The sequence below is a fragment of the Rhizobium aethiopicum genome, from assembly GCF_900094625.1.
Taxonomy (GTDB): Bacteria; Pseudomonadota; Alphaproteobacteria; order Rhizobiales; family Rhizobiaceae; genus Rhizobium; species Rhizobium aethiopicum.
The window spans coordinates 19,867-36,177 of record NZ_FMAJ01000008.1 but is presented as its reverse complement, the minus strand read 5'-3'; the positions used below and the strand labels follow the sequence as shown (position 1 = coordinate 36,177).

Below are 16,311 nucleotides of genomic sequence, written 5' to 3'. Positions count from 1 at the left end.
CGACTAATTTCGCCTTTGAACGGATCCCAACCTCAAGGAATGTAGCGTAAAAGCTTTATCCGATTGCCATCCACACGGCGAGCCAGACCCACAAGGCGGCGAGCACCAGATAACCGGCGGCGAAGATCGGGCTGCGGTAGCTGAGATCGTTGCTGGTGACGTGAATGGCGGCATGAGCATAACGCAGGGCGACGAAGACCCAGGCGAGGCAGACGGAGACGAGATTATCGGCCTCGGTCACATAGAGAAGCAAGCAGCAGGCATAGAAGAGCACAGGCAGTTCGAACTGGTTGGCCAGGCAATTTTTGACGACCAGGCTTTCGGCAGGCTCGTCACGGTTTTCGCGGTAATCCGCTTTCTCGATCTTGCCGGCGCGGACCATTCTCCCGCGACGCATGCCCAGAAGCACATAAAGGCCATAGACCAGGGCCACATGCGCAAGGAGTGGCCAGAAGATTTGATAACCGGTCATATGCGCCTTCAGTCCTTTCCGCTTTTGCAGTCTTTTGGAGCAATAGCCGAACGCGGAACCGGATACTACGCGGCCTTAAATCGCAGGGATCGACGGTGCAGGTGCCTCAGTCGCCCGGCGAGAGCCGGCGGGCAATGGCAAGCCGGGCGGCGACGATGAAGCAGATTGCAAGACTTGCGAATTTCAGTCGCGTCATCCACGGCAGCAGGTGCGTGGCAAGACCTGCAGACGCGCCGTTGCCGAAGGCGATCAGGCTTGAAATGTTCTCGCCATAGTCGGAGATGCCGTAGATGAAGGGCAGCAGATAGATCGCTTTGGCGGCGAGCGGATGAAGCGACCGGCCGAACCACGAGCCGACAGGACCAAGCTTGAGAAAGACCAGGAACAGCAGCGCCGTCAGCAATGCCGGAAAGATCAGCTCCGGCCCGAAATACATGGCGCTGAGCAGCCTTGCCGCCGTCTCATTCTCGTCGAGCAGCTTCTGCATGTGGAAGACGGCCGATTCGTCGTAACCGGCGAAATAGGTGTCGAGCACCGCTTGCCCGGTTTCGTGCTTGAAGGGCACGACGAAACCGAAGGTCGTCCAGGCGAGCACGGCAAGGCAGAGGGCAGCGAGCAGCGCGACGCTCCAGAGCGGAATTGCGCTGCCCGCCTTCATGGTCAGAGGCCGGCGCCTGGATAGTTCGGGCTCTCGCGGGTGATCGTCACGTCATGAGCGTGGCTTTCGCGAAGACCGGCGCCGGAGATGCGCACGAAGGTGGCGCGCTCCTGGAAATCCTTCAGATCCTTGCCGCCGACATAACCCATGGCCGCCTTCAGACCGCCGGCGAGCTGGTGGACAACTGCCGCTACCGGTCCCTTGTAGGGCACCTGGCCCTCGATACCCTCCGGCACGAGCTTCAGCGTGTCGCGCACCTCCGCCTGGAAATAGCGGTCGGCCGAGCCGCGGGCCATGGCGCCGACGGAGCCCATGCCGCGATAGGCTTTGAATGAGCGGCCCTGGTAGAGATAGACCTCGCCCGGGCTCTCATCGGTGCCGGCCAGCAGCGAACCGATCATGACGGCCGAAGCGCCGGCGGCAATCGCCTTGGCAAGATCGCCGGAGAATTTGATGCCGCCATCGGCGATGACGGGCACGTCCTGATCCTGTGCTGCCTGGACGGCCGACATGATGGCTGCGAGCTGGGGAACGCCGACGCCGGCAACGATGCGCGTCGTGCAGATCGAGCCCGGGCCGATACCGACCTTGACGGCATCAGCGCCGGCGTCGATCAGCGCTCTGGTGCCGTCATAGGTAGCGACATTGCCGGCCATGATCCTGACCGAGTTGGACAGCTTCTTGACGCGGGCAACGGCGTCGAGGACGCGCTGCGAATGACCATGGGCTGTGTCGACGACCAGGAGGTCGACGCCGGCCTCGATCAACCGTTCGGCGCGCTCGAAACCGTCATCGCCGACGCTGATGGCGGCGGCGGCGCGAAGCCTGCCCTGCGCGTCCTTGGAGGCATTCGGGTTCAGCTGCGACTTCTCGATGTCCTTGACGGTGATGAGGCCGACGCAGCGGCCTTCGGTATCGACGACCAGCAGCTTCTCGATGCGATGCGAGTGCAGCAGGCGCTTGGCCTCTTGCTGATCGACATTCTCCTTGACGGTGACCAGATTGTCCTTGGTCATCAGCTCGTGGATCTTCTGCTCCGGATCGGAGGCGAAGCGGACGTCGCGGTTGGTGAGGATGCCGACGAGGCGGCCGGACTTCTCGACAACCGGAATACCGGAGATGCCGTGCGATTTCATCAGCCCGAGCGCTTCGGCAAGCTTTGCCTCCGGGCCGATAGTGACGGGATTGACGACCATGCCGCTTTCGAACTTCTTCACCTGGCGAACCTCTTCGGCCTGCTCGACCGGCGTCAGGTTGCGATGGATGACGCCGAGGCCGCCGGCCTGCGCCATGGCGATCGCCAGCCGGCTTTCGGTGACGGTATCCATGGCCGAAGAGAGAATCGGGATGTTGAGATCGAAATCGCGGGCGATGCGGGTCGAGATATTCGTCTGCCCGGGCATGACCTCGGAGTGGCCGGGCTGCAGCAGCACGTCGTCGAAGGTAAGCGCGTCCGCGCCGGTTGCCGTTTCAATGATGCGAGCCATCGCCAAATTCCTTCAGTTAAGAAAATGCAGCCCGGCCCGGAAACGAATCGTCCGCCCCGGCGGTGTGCATGAGTTGCTTGGAAGTTGGCGAGGGCTGGTAACACGTCTATGACAGGAAGGAAATAGCAAAAAGCCCGGCAAATCGGCGGGGCTCGTCATGGGTGCCATGCACGGTGAGCAACTCCCAGGCAAAGTGCGGGGCAGGTTTGCCTGAAATTGCGTCAAACAGGGGATCGAGCGGTTCCGGCTCCGGCGAAGAGCTGAACCGCTCCGGATCAGATGTCGAACTGATAAGTCTTCGGAACGAAGCGATAGCCGCCATCCTGCTTCTCGGCAAAGCCGACCGCCGGGAACGGCATGTGGTAGCCGAGAAAGGCGGTCTTGTCGGTCGCGATCATGTCGAACACCTTGCGGCGGCTGGCTGCCGCCTGCGCCTTGTCCATATCGAAACGGACTTCCCAATCCGGGCGCAGCAGCGACAGGATGTAGTGGTTGGCCGTGTCGCCGGTCAGCACAAGGCGCTTGCCCTCGGATTCGACGTGAAACACCATATGCCCCGGGCTGTGGCCAGCGGCCAGCATCGCCGTCATGCCGGGTGCGACGCTGTCACCGTCCTTGATGAAGGTGGCTTTTTCGACGAGCGGCGTCACATTTGCGAGCACCGCCTTGTGGCCGCCTTCGGCGGGCGTTCCTTCACGCGCCTTGTTCGACCAGAAATCATATTCGGCCTGGCCGATGACATAGCGAGCATTCTTGAAGGCAGGAACGCCACTTTCCATCAGCCCACCGATATGATCGCCGTGCAGATGGGTGAGCGCCACGAGCGTGACGTCATCGGCTGAATATCCTGCAGCCTTCAGGCCTTCGGCAAGCTGGCCGGCACCGCGTGCCCGCCCGGCCGCACCGAAGCCGGTATCGACGAGAATGACATCCGAGCCGGTATCGATGAGAGCAGGCGAATATCCGTTGAGAAACTTATCTGCCGGCAGGAAGTTTGCGGTCAGCAGTGCCTTGACGGTTTCGGGATCCTGATTGGTGCCGAAGGTCTCATTGGGCTTTTCGGAGACGTTGGTGCCGTCACGCACGACGCTGAACTTAAAGGAACCAAGCTTGAATTGATTGATTTCGGGCAAAGGCGTTGCATTCATATTCCTGCTTTCTCCAGTCGCGGCCGCTTCGGCCTTCTCTCTTAAAATCATCGGCGCCGCCAAGAGCCCGAGGCCTGCGGCAAAAAGCGTGCGCCGCTTCATTCGCGTTGAAATTGCCATATCCACTCCCTTTGATGCGCGGCATCTCGGCCGCACTGCCCCGACGACAAATCGCCCGGTTTCGTACCCGGGCGAAGCAAACATATGTCAATCTTGATATGGAAGGATGTCGGGCAAGCCATCTCACGCAGACGTGAACCAAACGTGCCACCGAAGCGGATTGCAGGATTGGCAGGCTCGGCAAGTGGGTCTACACAGCAAATGCCTTTCCTGCTCCAATCCGCAGCCTATCAAGGCTCCCGCCTATGAACCGCATCGTCCCGCTGATCCTTGCTGTCGCTCTCTTCATGGAGCAGATGGATTCGACTGTGATTTCGACGGCGCTGCCGGCAATCGCCAGGGATCTCAATGTCGGGCCGATCACGCTGAAGCTGGCGCTGACCTCCTACATGGTGGCTCTGGCGATGTTCATTCCGGTCAGCGGCTGGATGGCCGACAGGTTCGGCGCCAAGAAGATATTCCGCCTCGCCATCTTGGTCTTCGTCATCGGCTCGATCTTCTGCGCCGCGTCTTCCAATCTCGTCGAATTCGTATTTGCCCGCTTCCTGCAAGGCATGGGCGGCGCGATGATGACGCCGGTCGGCCGTCTCGTCCTGGTGCGCACGACGCAGCGCAGCGACCTCGTTTCCGCCATGGCGCTGCTCACCATTCCCGCTCTCGTCGGCCCGCTCACCGGTCCGCCGCTCGGCGGCTTCATCACAACCTATTTCAGCTGGCACTGGATTTTTCTGATCAACGTGCCGGTCGGCATCATCGGCATCTGGCTGGCGACGATCTTCCTGCCGGAGGTAGAAGCCATGGCGCCGCCGAAGCTCGATTTCACCGGCTTCGTACTGACCTCGCTCTCGGCCGCAGGCGTCGTCTTCGGCCTGTCGGTTGTTAGCCTCCCCGCCCTGCCCCCGATCATCGGCATCACCGCGACCGTGATCGGCCTTGCCTGCGGCGTCCTCTACGTCAGCCATGCAAAGCGCCACCCGGCGCCGATCCTTAACCTCAACCTGTTCAAGAATCCGACCTTCCGGGCCTCGACGACAGGAGGCAACCTCTTTCGAATCTGCGTCGGCGCCATGCCGTTCCTCACGCCGCTGATGCTGCAGCTCGGCTTCGGGCTGACACCGTTCCAATCCGGCCTGATCACCTTTGCCGGGGCGATCGGGGCAATCACCACGAAGTTCATGGCCAAGCGCGTTTTCGCAGCCACCGGCTTCCGCACGACGCTGATCGGCGCCGCCATGGTGACGACTGTGGTGACCGTCATCACCGGCTTCTTCACGCCGGCAACGCCGCACCTCGTCATCATTGGCGTGCTGCTTCTCGGCGGTTTCTCCCGCTCCTTCATGTTCACCGGCGTCAATGCGCTTGCCTTTGCCGATATCGATGATGCGGAAGCGAGCCAAGCGACATCGATGAGCTCGGTGATGCAGCAGATCAGCCTGGCGCTTGGCGTCGCGGTGGCGGCCGCAATATTGGAAACCTCGATCTATATCCGTGGCGAGGCCCTGCAAGTCGCCGATTTCCATCTCGCCTTCTACATTATCGCCGGACTGACCGTCATTGCGACCATCCCCTTCATCCGGATGGACCGCGATGCCGGCGCGCTCCTTTCCGGGCACCGCTCAAGGCGCCCGGCGGGACCGATTGAAACCGAGCAGCCGGCCGTGAAATAGGCCGCTTTCTTCATCAGAACCGACGCGACGATCAAGCGTCCTGTTCTTCGCCTTCCCTGTTGCGCCCCTTGAAGCCCTTGGCCAGCAGGAACATCTCGACAGATTCGGCGCGCGACGAGTTTGGCTTGACATGGACGACCTGGCGGAAGTTCTGCTTCAGCATGGCGAGCAGATCACGCTCGGTGCCGCCCTGGAAGGTCTTGGTGAGGAAGTGTCCGCCCTCCCCCAGCACCTCGACGGCGAAATGAGCCGCGACTTCGCACAGATGCATGGTGCGCAGATGGTCGGTGCGGTGGTGGCCCGTGGTCGGGGCGGCCATATCGGAAATGACGAGATCCGGCGTGCCGCCGACAGCCTCCATCAGCTTTTCCGGCGCACTGGGATCGAGGAAATCGAGCTGCAGGATTTTGACGCCGGGAAGCTGGGCCATTTCGAGGAAATCGATCGCGGCCACACGCACATCCTCATCCGTCGAGCCAGTGACTTTTGCGGCGATCTGCGACCAACTGCCGGGGGCCGCCCCCAAATCGATGATGCGTCTGGCGCCGCGCAGGATGTGGTATTTCTCGTCGATCTCCAAGAGCTTGAAGGCGGCGCGGGCGCGATAGCCTTCGAGCTGGGCGCGCTGGACATAGGGATCGTTGATGTGGCGCTGCAGCCATTGGCGGGAGGATGCCTTCATCTTCTTGTTCTTGACACGCTGGCCGAGCTTGCGGCCGGTGCGGTTTCCCGCGATCGGTGCCTTGGTCATGCTTTCCCCTATCTCGCGCGCTGGCCGCGGCGGTTGCGATGGCGCCGCCACACGCCGTCGTCGGCCATCATGTCGGTGAGCAGGCCCTCCCTCAAGCCGCGATCGGCAACGCGCATGCGCGGGCTCGGCCAGCGGCGGCGGATCGCCTCGAGAATGGCGCAGCCGGCAAGCACCAGATCGGCCCGGTCAGGCCCGATGCAGGGGTTGGCGGCACGGCTTTCGAAATCCCAGGAAAGGAGCTTTGCCTGCATGGCGGAGACTTCGTCATCCGACAGCCAGATGCCATCGACCCTGCGCCGGTCATAACGCGGCAGGTCGAGATGGACGCCGGCAAGCGTCGTCACCGTGCCCGATGTGCCGATCAGGTGGAAATCACCGGTCTCAGCAATCTCGATCTCCGGGCAATGGAAGCGGCCGAGCATCGATTCGACCTCGCGCACCATGCCCTCGAAAACATCCGGCGTGACGTCGCGCCCGCCGTGACGCTCCGAAAGCGTCACGACGCCGACCGGCAGGGAGGTCCAGTGGGTGATGTGATTGGCCAGCCGGCTGAAGCGATTATCGCCGATCCGGATAACGGCGATCTCCGAGGACCCGCCGCCAATATCGAAGAGGACGACGGAACGGGTCTCGCGGCCGACGAGCGAGGAGCAGCCCGAGACGGCAAGCCGCGCCTCGGTTTCCCGGTCGATGATCTCAAGCTCAAGGCCGGTTTCGGCAACGACGCGGCCGAGGAACTCGGCGCCGTTGATCGCCTGACGGCAGGCTTCGGTGGCGATCAGCCGCATGCGGCGGATCTCCCGGCTCCTGAGCTTGCCGGCGCAGATCCTCAGCGCCTCGATCGCCCTTTCCATCGCCTCGTCGGACAGACGGCCGCTGGCGGCAAGGCCCTCGCCGAGGCGCACGATGCGGGAAAAGGCATCGACGACGCGGAACTGGCCCGGACGGGTCGGCTGGGCAATGAGCAGACGGCAATTATTGGTGCCGAGATCGAGCGCGGCATAGAGCTCTTCCGGCCATGCATGCTCTCCGGCCGGGCGATCCCCCAGGTGACCGTGGCTCTCCTGGCGCCCCTTGCGGCCGGCGCCCGCGCCGTTCTGTATCTCGCGCGGCACGGCGTTGCGCGCCGTCTCTTCCGCGCGGCTTTCTTGCGCCGGCACATGGGAAGGTTTTGCCGATGTCAGCGGCCGGCCCTGCAGCCCGCGCTTGCCGCGGTGCTTCCGCCGGTTGCGCCGGCTCGACGCCGAATCTCCGCCGGGCCGGGCGGCATTGGCTGGCGCGCCGGTCTGTTCCATCGCCTGGGTTTGAAGCGAACCGTCCTGCGAAATGCCCTGACCGCCACGGCGGCGGCGCTTTCGCTTTCGGGCCGGATGTCCGGCCGCATCTTCCATGGGGCGCGCAGGCTGCCCGGCACTGCCGGAGAGCTCATGCGAAGCGGCTTGAGCGGCGCTGCGGGTTTGCCCGCCACGCTTGCCCTTGCGACGCCTGGACTTCTTGCCGTCCCTGCGTCCTGCCGCCGACGCCCCGTCAAATTGCGGCTTCGCGCCGCCTTCGGGGTCTTCCACGTTGTTTTTCCACCGCGCCGCGCAAGTCCCTGGGGTATGCAGCAGGCGCTCGTTTGATTTTTGCGTTGCCGCAAGAATATCAGCGCCTGGCTAAATCACCAAATTCTTTTTTGGGAGAGGGCTTTGCGGAAGAGTTTCACGCCTCGGCGGAACGGCCGATTTTTTTCAAAACAGGTATTTGCAATCAGCGGGCTTTTGTTTATAAGCGCCGCACACCAGCCGAACCGCCGCCGGTTCGCACTTGCTGGGGAATAGTTCAATGGTAGAACAGCGGACTCTGACTCCGTCGATCTTGGTTCGAATCCAGGTTCCCCAGCCAAAATTTTCCCAGGCAAAACAACGGCTTGCAGTCATGCACCGGCTTGAGGGCATCATCGCCAAAGACCGGAACAGCACGTATCGCGGCGGGCGCGGCGGCGAATGGCAGGAAATCAAATGCATCCAGAGTGACGGCTTCGCGATCGTCGGCTATCAGAGGTCCAGCTCGGCGTTCGGAAATATTGGCGCCCTGCTGCTTGCGGCGCGAAAAGAAGGCCAGCTCGTCTATGTCGGATCGGTCGGAACCGGCTTTAACGCCGGCGAGGCCTTGATGCTCCGCGCTGCGATGGACAGGCGTAAGGCGTCAGCGCCTGCTGTGAGGTATACCGGCCGGCGCACGAACCTGATCTGGATCAAGCCTACACTCGTCGCCGAGATCGAATATCGAGCCTGGACGCACGACGGAAAGCTGCGGCACCCTTCATATAAAGGGTTGAGGGTTGTTGCTGATCAAGCGGCGGTTTATGCCTTCGAATGATGCTGAACTAGGGAGTCGATTGGCAGAGGGGTGGATTACCAGACCTAAGTCCGATTTTCGCCGGTAAACAGTTGGCTACCTGATTAAGAATGACAAAAACCCAAATTCTCATTGCCGTTGCTTTGTTGCTTACCATCTGCGCCTTATTCGCCTATGGCAAAATCTTAGAAATACTCCTTTCCCCAAAGGCGATTTCGTCAGTGTTGATCTCCCCTTGGATTGGACGTTCAGGACTTTAGTGGCATTTATGATCTGCTCGCCCGGTCCGGGAAACACTCAACAAAATCGGTCAGATCGCCGGTGCCACATTCCGCGCCGACTGCCGCGGCTTACCCCTTTCAGGCGAGTGACCTATCACAAGAGGCAAGATGACACGTCGTCCGAGGCGGGGCATTCTTGATGGATGTTGCAACTTACTAGGGAGACACGTGGTGACATCTAGCAAACTTGCTCTCGCCCTCAGCATCGCGATGGCATTCGCCGTTGGAGGCTCCGCTTATGCGGGTGACTATTGCCCACCGGGCGAGACCGCCAAGGGCAATAATGGCTGGGGCCAGGAAAAACATGGTGGCAGCGACGGCACCAATAATGGAAGCTTTAGCGGTGCCACAGCCGATACGAAGTCCGCTAGCACTGAGCGGTAACCACAAGGCGAGTTAATTTCTCTGAGGCGGCACTCACAGTGCCGCCTTTTTCAATAACCTGAGGCTCGCCGTGCGCTTTTGGAAATTAGGGAAGCCCGTTGCAAGATGACGCTATGAACTCTCAGCTAGATCGGAGTTTTTATGCCGGCAATGCATTGATTCGGAAAAGGAGGCATCGCCCGGAATTGAACCGGGGTACAAGGATTATGCATTCCCATCCACCTCGCCATCTTCGTCGAGCCCGTGCACAGGCAGATAGGTGTTCTGCTCCATCCACTCCCGGACGATGAACCTGACGGTATCGTTGCGCGTCTTGCCGAACTCGCTTGACAGATCCCGGAGAGCTTCTTCAACGTCGTCGTCGAATACGATCAATCCAGAGTTGCGCAACAGCAGGGCTGCGCGACGAAGCATTATTGAAGGTCGGGCCGGGAGACATGCGCGCTGCGGTCGGCGGCGTCTTCAGGAGGGTGGCGGTGTCGGGCATCTTCGTCATCGTACCCCTCAGAGGTGCGAACGCCAGCGCGGTATGTAACAACTCGCCGGCAGCGAAAGGGTAGGAAATATCTCGCAGCGCGACAGCCGGTAATAGCCCTCTGCCTCCATGCAGTAGCTGGTATAGAAGCCAGACTCGTCAGAGGCTATCCACGACGTCGCCGGACGTCACAGCAAGGAACTAACCCAGATTTAGGCGGAGGGATTGGAGTGACCGTCCGCTGTTGGATGAGTATCGGACAACGCTCCCGATGCTGCGGGTTGTCCGTTGCTGACGGACGGCTTTTTGGAATAGGCAGCGCGGCGCCGGCAACCGCCAGACTAGGACTCATCCATCATGCCCCCTCACCACCCATGCGGTGGTATCTTGATCGGGGTGCTGGTTGTTGCTCTGCTTGATTGCCGCGGCCCAGTCGGCGCCGTTGCTTTCGGTCGCGCCGGTGTTTTCTATGCCGGTGATCGTATCAAACCATGGAACCATGTTCTCAGTGCAGGTATTGGCACGCGGCGAGAAGGCGTGCGGATTGTCAAGCGAACCGATCATCAGGTTGGTGCGACCGTTTTCGAGGTGGTGGAAGAACAATGGCGTGCCGCAATTGGCGCAGAAGCCGCGCCCGACAAGCTCCGAACTCTTCCAGACGCTCGGCTTGCCGCGTGTCCAGGTGAGCGCATCATCGGGCGCGGCGACGAGCGCGGCAAAGATGTTGCCCGAGGCTTTCTGGCACATGCGGCAATGGCAGAGATGCGGATTGTCGAGCATAGCGGTTGCGTGGTAGCGCACGGCACCGCACTGGCAGCCGCCGCTCACCTCCATATCGAGGCGTTTCATTCTTCTCCTCCTTCAAGAGGCGGGTTGGGCTTAACTCTTTTAGGTTTTGGTCTTTTGATCGTCCAGCCTCCGACAAGGATCCGCACAAGCAGTCATCCTCTCGCAGCGTTTAGGTCAACCGCAGCATAGCCATCCGCCACCACATCTTGATTAATGTTCTCTGACGCCCATGTTCTGATCCAGATGGCTCTGTTTGAGATCGACGGCGTGAGGACAGATGACGATTTTGCTCTACGAGAATGCCATCCGCACCCTGCGTGAGAATAAAATGGAAATTCTGGGAACGACGTGTGCCACCGATGAGCAAATAAGGCGGGTAGAAGCGCGATTGCGGCTCAGCCTCCCGCCATCCTACAAACAGATGCTTTCCGATTTCGGCGCGCTCGAGTTTGACACCACGGAGATATATGGCTGGCTTTCTCAAGGTATCGATGCGAAATTCACAACCAATGTGGTCTACGCGACGGAGCGGGCACGCGACGATGATCGCATCTCCAGGACAATGGTTCCGTTTCTTGCCTCGGGCTATGGCCCGTTCTTCGTCATGGATTGCGCTGAAATCGGCGCAGACGGCGAAGCTGCAATTTATGAAGTTTCCCCGGGCGGGCACCAGAAGGGCATAGACCGGCTGGCGGACAGTTTCGGCGCGTTCCTCAGCGAAGAAGTCGACCGCGTGTTGCAAGGGCGGGACGACGGGTGGGAGTCTGGCGAGGAAGACCTTTCATCCCCACCCTACTCTAACGGCGGTTATTGGAAGGAGCGGGCGAAGGACTTTGACTAACGCAGCCGCTGAGCAATCAGTCTCGAGACACTGACTTTATCTTTGTCCGCAATGGCTGAGAGCGGGCAAACATATCGGCGGCTCTGCGCCAACCGCAGACATCCGGCATCGCAAACCGTCTATTCTGAGGCGTTGCAAAAGTCAGGAAAACAACCGTCGCTTTAATGGGGATTTTGCAACAGGGATTATAGGCTGTCCGTGTCTTCCCGAACCTTCAGAATACGGTCGATGAGGCCCCATTCCAGTGCCTCTTCCGCCGTCATGAAGCGGTCGCGATCCATCCCGCGTTCAAAGTCTTCATAGGATCGTCCGCAATGCTCCGCGTAGAGCCGCGTCATACGTTGCTTGGTCCTTAGAATTTCCTCGGCGTGAATCAGCATGTCGGAAGCCTGCCCTTGGAAGCCGCCGGAAGGCTGGTGAATGAGGATACTGGTATTGGGCAATGCAGCCCTTTCGCCAGGTTCGCCTGCCATCAGAAGAAACGATCCCATAGAACGGGCCGTCCCCATGCAAAGCGTGTGAACCGGCGCGCGGATAAAACGCATGGTGTCATACATGGCGAGGCCGCTGGTCACGACGCCGCCCGGCGAATTAATATAGAGATTGATAGGTTTTTTCGGGTTTTCCGCTTCTAGAAACAAAAGCTGCGCACAGACGAGGGCCGAAACCGTGTCGTTGACCTCACCATTGAGGAAGATAATCCGCTCGCGCAGAAGCCGGGAATAAATATCAAACGATCGTTCCCCCCGGCTCGACTGTTCTATGACCATAGGGACGAGCTGAATCGCTTCGCGCATCGGCGACCTCCAGACTTTCAGAATTCATGGGTGAGGCTCGCCGCGTCAGGCGGCGAGCATAAGGGGCGGGCTGTTGCTGTTCGCGGCCGCCCCTGCCATTCGGTCGAATCTCGCGTCCGTCAGTTCGTGGACGATCCGAAGGCAGGTTCCGCCCGTCGCGTTCGGGGTGATCGTGAACGTCACAGTGCTCTCAAGGAAAGGCGGGCTGTCGTCGCGCAGCTTGTAGCGAACTTCTTGGCCGGGGGTGACAGTGACCGCATCGGGATCGGCCAGTGCCTCGCTTGGCAACCACCTTTCCCTAAGTTCGGGAATGCTGATAGCGCGCCAGACCTTTTGCGGCGGATCGCCCAGGTCAAATTCCAGTTCGACGCCGCTATCCTGCTCCTTGGTCTCTTCTTCGTTCATTGATCCATGTCCTTCAGCAAGACCTTGAGAGCTTCAATGCGCGTGGGCCAATAGGCGCGATACTTCGCCAGCCATTGAGCGATGAGAGCCAGTCCCTCCGGATCGACCTCGTAATTCACGAAACGCCCCTGCCGTTCTTCCCTCACGAGCTTTGCGCTGCGCAGAACCGCGAGGTGCTGCGACATTGCCGGCTGGCTGATCTCCATGCCCTCGCGCAAGGCGCTTGCGTTCATTCTCCCTGCCGCCAGCTTGTCAAAGATCGCGCGCCGGGTCGGGTCTGCCAAAGCTCGGAAAAAGTCATTCTCGATCATGCGCTCACATAAGCACACACTTATGCGATTTGCAAGCCTGTTTCGAGGCGGCTTTGCGTTGTCGCAAAAATCCCGACTGTTGCGATGCTTCGGTCTTTCTTGAAAGCGTTCGAGGATTCTAGCCGCAAAACACCATGCGGGTGTTCGGCCGCGCGACGCGGACGTCGGCCGATCGACTATTCAAACAGAATGAGGCTGGCCGGGGTTGGCGGCATCGGCTTGACCGTGACACCGGCAAGGCCGGCCAGCCTTGCCATCTCAGTCAGCTCACTTTGCGTATAAGCCTGGCCCGCCGGCGTGCTGGCGAGCATCTCCCAGGAGAACGCCGCGGGAAAAGGCGGCGACACACCATCTTCGTTCGGCACGAAATCGACCGCGACGGTCCGGCCATTCGCGGCTAGGCTGGCGATGATCTTTCGTAACAGTTCGGCACATGTCGGCAAATCGAAGTGGTGCAGAAAATTCGGAAGCAGAACGAGGTCAAAACCGGTGCCCCACTCCACATCGAAGGCACTGCCGGCGACCGTCCGGTAGCGGTCGGCCACGCCGGCTTTTACCGCATTCTGCCTCGACAGCTCCAGTACGGCGGCCCAGTCGATTGCGACGATCTCCGCCGCTGGGAAGGCCTTGGCAATTTCTATCCCGAAAACGCCTGGGCCTGCGGCGATGTCCAAGACCTTTTTCGGAAGCCTCGGCCAGCCGGAGATTTCGCCAGCCAGTATTTTGGCACTGAGTCCGGTAAACGAGCCCATGCCGCGCGCAAATTTCAGCCAGACCGGATTGTCTGCCGACATGTTCGCAAGCCCGGCCGAACCGCCGTTTCGCACGACCGCGGCCGGGTCGCGCAGAAAATTATCGTGGATTTCGGGTGCGGCGACGAACTCTACGGCAGAGCCCATATAGGCCGGCGAATTGCGGTCGAGGAACATTCTGGTCGAGGGCGTCATTCGGTACTGTCCGCTCTCCTTCGTCAGGAAACCATGGACGACGAGGTAGTCGCACAGGATGCGCACCCCACGCTCCGAGGCGCTTGTTGCCGACGCCAACAATGCTGCCGTTTTGCCCTCGCCGATATGAGTAAAGAGATCTAGCTCGATGGCCGCCCTGATCGCTGCCGTCTTCCGGCATGCAAACAGCGCATCGACCACGAGTTCGGGTGACACAACGCCAGCATGGGCGTTCTCGACCATTGTTTCCATGGGATCCCCCAGAGCCCTCGCCCGATCTTGCCTGGCAGCGCCAGCGGCAGAAATTATGCGTACATCAACATATTCTACAATACTCCGCGTGCTAACCACATCGGGCTCCCCGGCTTAATGGCCGAACTGTCGTTCAGCGGCTGGCGCCAGACGGGCGGCGCCCGCCTCCGGCACGTTTTTCCTGGGGAACAAAACTAGAAGATTGAGGTTCGGCGCTTGCAAACATCAAATCGACGGAGCCCGCGATGTCTGACGAATTTTCCATTTCGGAAGGAGAACGCAGTCAGTCTGCGACCGCCTCACCAGCCACAGACCTAAAGAACAAGATCAGTGAAGATATCCGCTCAACTAGGGAGGCGGCGAAGGAGGCATCCAGCGCCGCCTTGGAAAAGGCCAGTGACGTCGTTTCGGAGCAGGCGCATTTTGCCGCCCGCCAGGTGAGCGGCATTGCAGCGGCACTGGAAAAGGTTGGCGCGGAACTGGAGGGTTCCGATCAGCAACAGGTCGGACGCTACGCCCGTGAAATCGGCCGCACTGCTGAGAGGGTCGCGAACAGGATTGAGGGCAAGGACCTCGGTGAGATGGCTGTCTTAGCCGAGAATTTCGGCCGCAAGCAGCCCATCGCCTTTCTCGGCATCGCGGCGTTTGCCGGATTGGCCGCTAGTCGGTTTTTGATCGCCTCCGCAAAACGGACCGATAAAGCTCGGACAGCTGCGCCGTCGGCGCGCAAGACGATTTCTGACTATGAGGACAACCCAAATGGCTAATCCGTCCGAAAACACACCATTGGCCGAATTGATCGGCGGGCTCTTGAGGGACGTCACAACTCTTCTGCGCAAAGAGATCGATCTCGCTAAAACCGAAGCATCGGAGAAGCTGTCGGCTGCACTGAGCGGCGTCGAAGTCCTTCTGATAGGAATGGTCCTGGCGATCGGTGCCATCGGTGTGCTGTTGAGCGCCATCGTCAGCGGTGTAGCCGCGTTGCTCGTGGCGCAAGGATTTGGCCAACCTGAGGCCACTGCGCTCGCCTCCGTCACCGTCAGTCTCGTGATCGGCATCATAGCATGGATAATGATCAGGCGAGGTATTGCCGCCTTCCGTCGCGGCAATTTGGCGCTTGACCGGACGACGACTTCGCTTCGCCGCGATGTGCAAACCGTGAAGGACAAACTTTGATGGAAACGTCTACAGACAAAACGTCCGCTGAGCTTCAGCGGGAAATCGATCAAGATCGCCAGCGACTTGGGGAACGTATCGACGCGATCCAGGAGCGGATGTCGCCCGGGCAGATGGTCGACGAGCTTCTCGCCTACGCGAAGAACAGCGGGGGCAGCGAATTCGTTGGGAACCTTGGCCGGACCCTGAAGGAAAATCCGTTGCCGGTGGCGTTGATGGGCGTCAGTCTGGCCTGGCTAATGGCCAAAGGCACCCCTTCATCGGAGACCGCAGCGACGTCTTCCACCGAGCCCGAATATGCGCTTTATCCGGTTCAGGGGCCTGTGCGCCGTCTCGGTCCGCCCGCATCGGTCGGTGGACAGCGATATAGCCATTTCGCCGACAGCACCGGCAAAACCCTGAAGGCACTAACTGACGAAACGGGGGGCCGCGCGGGTCATTTTATCGATGAAACAGGCAAGACCTATCGCGGTTTCGTCGATGCCAGCGGCAAGCAAGTCGATCAGATACTCGATGAAACGGGAGCGATCCTGGATGCCGCAACCGGCTGGGCCGCCGAAAAATGGCAACAGGCGAAGACCGCGGCGCAAAACATGACCGATGGCGCGAGGGCAACAGCAAGCTCGCTGGCCGACCGCACCTCATCTGCCGGAGCAACCCTGCGCGACCAGACAAACAGCCTTAACACTCTGATCCTCCGCCAGTTTCGCGATCAGCCACTGGTCGGAGGCGCGTTGGCCTTTGCAGTAGGAGCTGCAATCGGCGCGGCACTTCCAAGCACCGAAACCGAAGATGAATTGGCAGGCGAAGCATCGGATTCCGCCAAGGAAGCGATCGGCGCTCAGGCGGCCGAGCTTGCCGATCAAGGAGCAGCCATTGCTTCAAGCGCATATCAACGTGCCGCCGCGGTTGCATCCGACGCTCACGACGATATCAAGGATCGACTTTCCGAGGAAGTCGAGGCGCTGCGGAAACCGGAAATCCGCGAAAACGAGCCAAAAGGCTGAGCC

General features: G+C 60.4%; 17 protein-coding genes, 1 tRNA gene and 2 pseudogenes. 8 read left to right on the top strand and 12 right to left on the bottom strand.

Translation table 11 applies throughout. The features are described from left to right. Positions 1 to 55: 55 nt before the first annotated feature. The 4 genes from GA0061105_RS17935 to GA0061105_RS17920 form a co-directional block, all read right to left on the bottom strand. Entirely contained in the window at positions 56 to 472 is a 417-nt protein-coding gene (locus GA0061105_RS17935) for an MAPEG family protein (protein WP_092751919.1), read from the bottom strand. 106 nt (positions 473 to 578) lie between these two features. Further along, complete coding sequence (locus tag GA0061105_RS17930; protein WP_092751917.1) at positions 579 to 1,130, bottom strand: hypothetical protein; 552 nt, start codon at positions 1,128 to 1,130, stop codon at positions 579 to 581. A 2-nt stretch (positions 1,131 to 1,132) separates the two neighbouring features. Continuing rightward, a complete protein-coding gene (gene guaB / locus GA0061105_RS17925; protein WP_064693938.1) occupies positions 1,133 to 2,617 on the bottom strand; it encodes an IMP dehydrogenase in 1,485 nt (494 codons plus the stop codon). A gap of 275 nt (positions 2,618 to 2,892) precedes the next feature. After that, a complete protein-coding gene (locus tag GA0061105_RS17920) occupies positions 2,893 to 3,885 on the bottom strand; it encodes an MBL fold metallo-hydrolase (RefSeq protein ID WP_092751915.1) in 993 nt (330 codons plus the stop codon). Positions 3,886 to 4,130: 245 nt separating this feature from the next. Here GA0061105_RS17920 and GA0061105_RS17915 point away from each other — a divergent pair, with 245 nt between their 5' ends. Continuing rightward, positions 4,131 to 5,552, top strand: a complete 1,422-nt coding sequence (locus tag GA0061105_RS17915; protein ID WP_092751913.1) for a DHA2 family efflux MFS transporter permease subunit — start codon at positions 4,131 to 4,133, stop codon at positions 5,550 to 5,552. Between the two features lie 31 nt (positions 5,553 to 5,583). Here GA0061105_RS17915 and GA0061105_RS17910 read toward each other — a convergent pair whose 3' ends face one another. Together GA0061105_RS17910 and GA0061105_RS17905 are read right to left on the bottom strand one after the other, a co-directional pair. Further along, entirely contained in the window at positions 5,584 to 6,303 is a 720-nt protein-coding gene (locus GA0061105_RS17910; RefSeq protein ID WP_092751911.1) for an RlmE family RNA methyltransferase, read from the bottom strand. A gap of 8 nt (positions 6,304 to 6,311) precedes the next feature. Continuing rightward, positions 6,312 to 7,868 carry a Ppx/GppA phosphatase family protein gene (locus GA0061105_RS17905; protein WP_092751909.1) on the bottom strand — a complete coding sequence of 519 codons (1,557 nt, stop codon included), beginning with the start codon at positions 7,866 to 7,868 and terminating at the stop codon, positions 6,312 to 6,314. A 245-nt stretch (positions 7,869 to 8,113) separates the two neighbouring features. Between GA0061105_RS17905 and GA0061105_RS17900 the strand changes: the two genes are divergently transcribed. The 3 genes and pseudogenes from GA0061105_RS17900 (at position 8,114) to GA0061105_RS32450 (ending at position 9,308) form a co-directional block, all read left to right on the top strand. After that, positions 8,114 to 8,187: transfer RNA gene (locus GA0061105_RS17900), tRNA-Gln, on the top strand. A 21-nt stretch (positions 8,188 to 8,208) separates the two neighbouring features. Beyond that, positions 8,209 to 8,664, top strand: a pseudogene (locus tag GA0061105_RS17895) (ATP dependent DNA ligase); the annotation flags it as partial. 431 nt (positions 8,665 to 9,095) lie between these two features. Then, the gene (locus GA0061105_RS32450) at positions 9,096 to 9,308 is read left to right on the top strand and encodes a hypothetical protein (RefSeq protein ID WP_141130213.1); all 213 of its coding nucleotides are present in this window, start codon (positions 9,096 to 9,098) and stop codon (positions 9,306 to 9,308) included. A gap of 204 nt (positions 9,309 to 9,512) precedes the next feature. Here the strand turns inward: GA0061105_RS32450 and GA0061105_RS17890 are convergent. Then, positions 9,513 to 9,804: pseudogene (locus tag GA0061105_RS17890) on the bottom strand (CopG family transcriptional regulator). Positions 9,805 to 10,131: 327 nt separating this feature from the next. Beyond that, entirely contained in the window at positions 10,132 to 10,632 is a 501-nt protein-coding gene (locus tag GA0061105_RS17885; RefSeq protein WP_092751903.1) for a GFA family protein, read from the bottom strand. 217 nt (positions 10,633 to 10,849) lie between these two features. Here GA0061105_RS17885 and GA0061105_RS17880 point away from each other — a divergent pair, with 217 nt between their 5' ends. Continuing rightward, positions 10,850 to 11,413, top strand: a complete 564-nt coding sequence (locus tag GA0061105_RS17880) for an SMI1/KNR4 family protein (RefSeq protein ID WP_092751901.1) — start codon at positions 10,850 to 10,852, stop codon at positions 11,411 to 11,413. Between the two features lie 185 nt (positions 11,414 to 11,598). On the opposite strand, the gene GA0061105_RS17875 is transcribed toward GA0061105_RS17880, so the two are convergent. The 4 genes from GA0061105_RS17875 to GA0061105_RS17860 form a co-directional block, all read right to left on the bottom strand. Then, positions 11,599 to 12,210 (bottom strand): ATP-dependent Clp protease proteolytic subunit, encoded by a 612-nt coding sequence (locus GA0061105_RS17875; RefSeq protein ID WP_092751899.1) that lies wholly within the window; start codon positions 12,208 to 12,210, stop codon positions 11,599 to 11,601. A 45-nt stretch (positions 12,211 to 12,255) separates the two neighbouring features. Next, positions 12,256 to 12,615, bottom strand: coding sequence for an SRPBCC family protein (locus tag GA0061105_RS17870; protein WP_092751897.1), 360 nt, complete (start codon positions 12,613 to 12,615; stop codon positions 12,256 to 12,258). Continuing rightward, on the bottom strand, positions 12,612 to 12,926 hold the full coding sequence (locus GA0061105_RS17865; protein ID WP_092751895.1) for an ArsR/SmtB family transcription factor: 315 nt from the start codon (positions 12,924 to 12,926) through the stop codon (positions 12,612 to 12,614). Before GA0061105_RS17865 ends, GA0061105_RS17870 begins: the two co-directional genes overlap by 4 nt. 176 nt (positions 12,927 to 13,102) lie before the next feature. After that, positions 13,103 to 14,125, bottom strand: coding sequence for a methyltransferase (locus tag GA0061105_RS17860; RefSeq protein ID WP_092751893.1), 1,023 nt, complete (start codon positions 14,123 to 14,125; stop codon positions 13,103 to 13,105). 245 nt (positions 14,126 to 14,370) lie between these two features. Between GA0061105_RS17860 and GA0061105_RS17855 the strand changes: the two genes are divergently transcribed. From GA0061105_RS17855 to GA0061105_RS17845, 3 genes are read left to right on the top strand one after another with little or no spacing between them, the layout of a single operon-like run. Further along, positions 14,371 to 14,892 carry a nutrient deprivation-induced protein gene (locus GA0061105_RS17855; RefSeq protein ID WP_092751891.1) on the top strand — a complete coding sequence of 174 codons (522 nt, stop codon included), beginning with the start codon at positions 14,371 to 14,373 and terminating at the stop codon, positions 14,890 to 14,892. Next, the gene (locus GA0061105_RS17850) at positions 14,885 to 15,301 is read left to right on the top strand and encodes a phage holin family protein (RefSeq protein ID WP_092751889.1); all 417 of its coding nucleotides are present in this window, start codon (positions 14,885 to 14,887) and stop codon (positions 15,299 to 15,301) included. The genes GA0061105_RS17855 and GA0061105_RS17850 overlap by 8 nt, the downstream gene beginning before the upstream one ends. Continuing rightward, entirely contained in the window at positions 15,301 to 16,308 is a 1,008-nt protein-coding gene (locus tag GA0061105_RS17845; RefSeq protein WP_092751887.1) for a DUF3618 domain-containing protein, read from the top strand. Before GA0061105_RS17850 ends, GA0061105_RS17845 begins: the two co-directional genes overlap by 1 nt. The last annotated feature ends 3 nt before the right edge of the window (positions 16,309 to 16,311 follow it).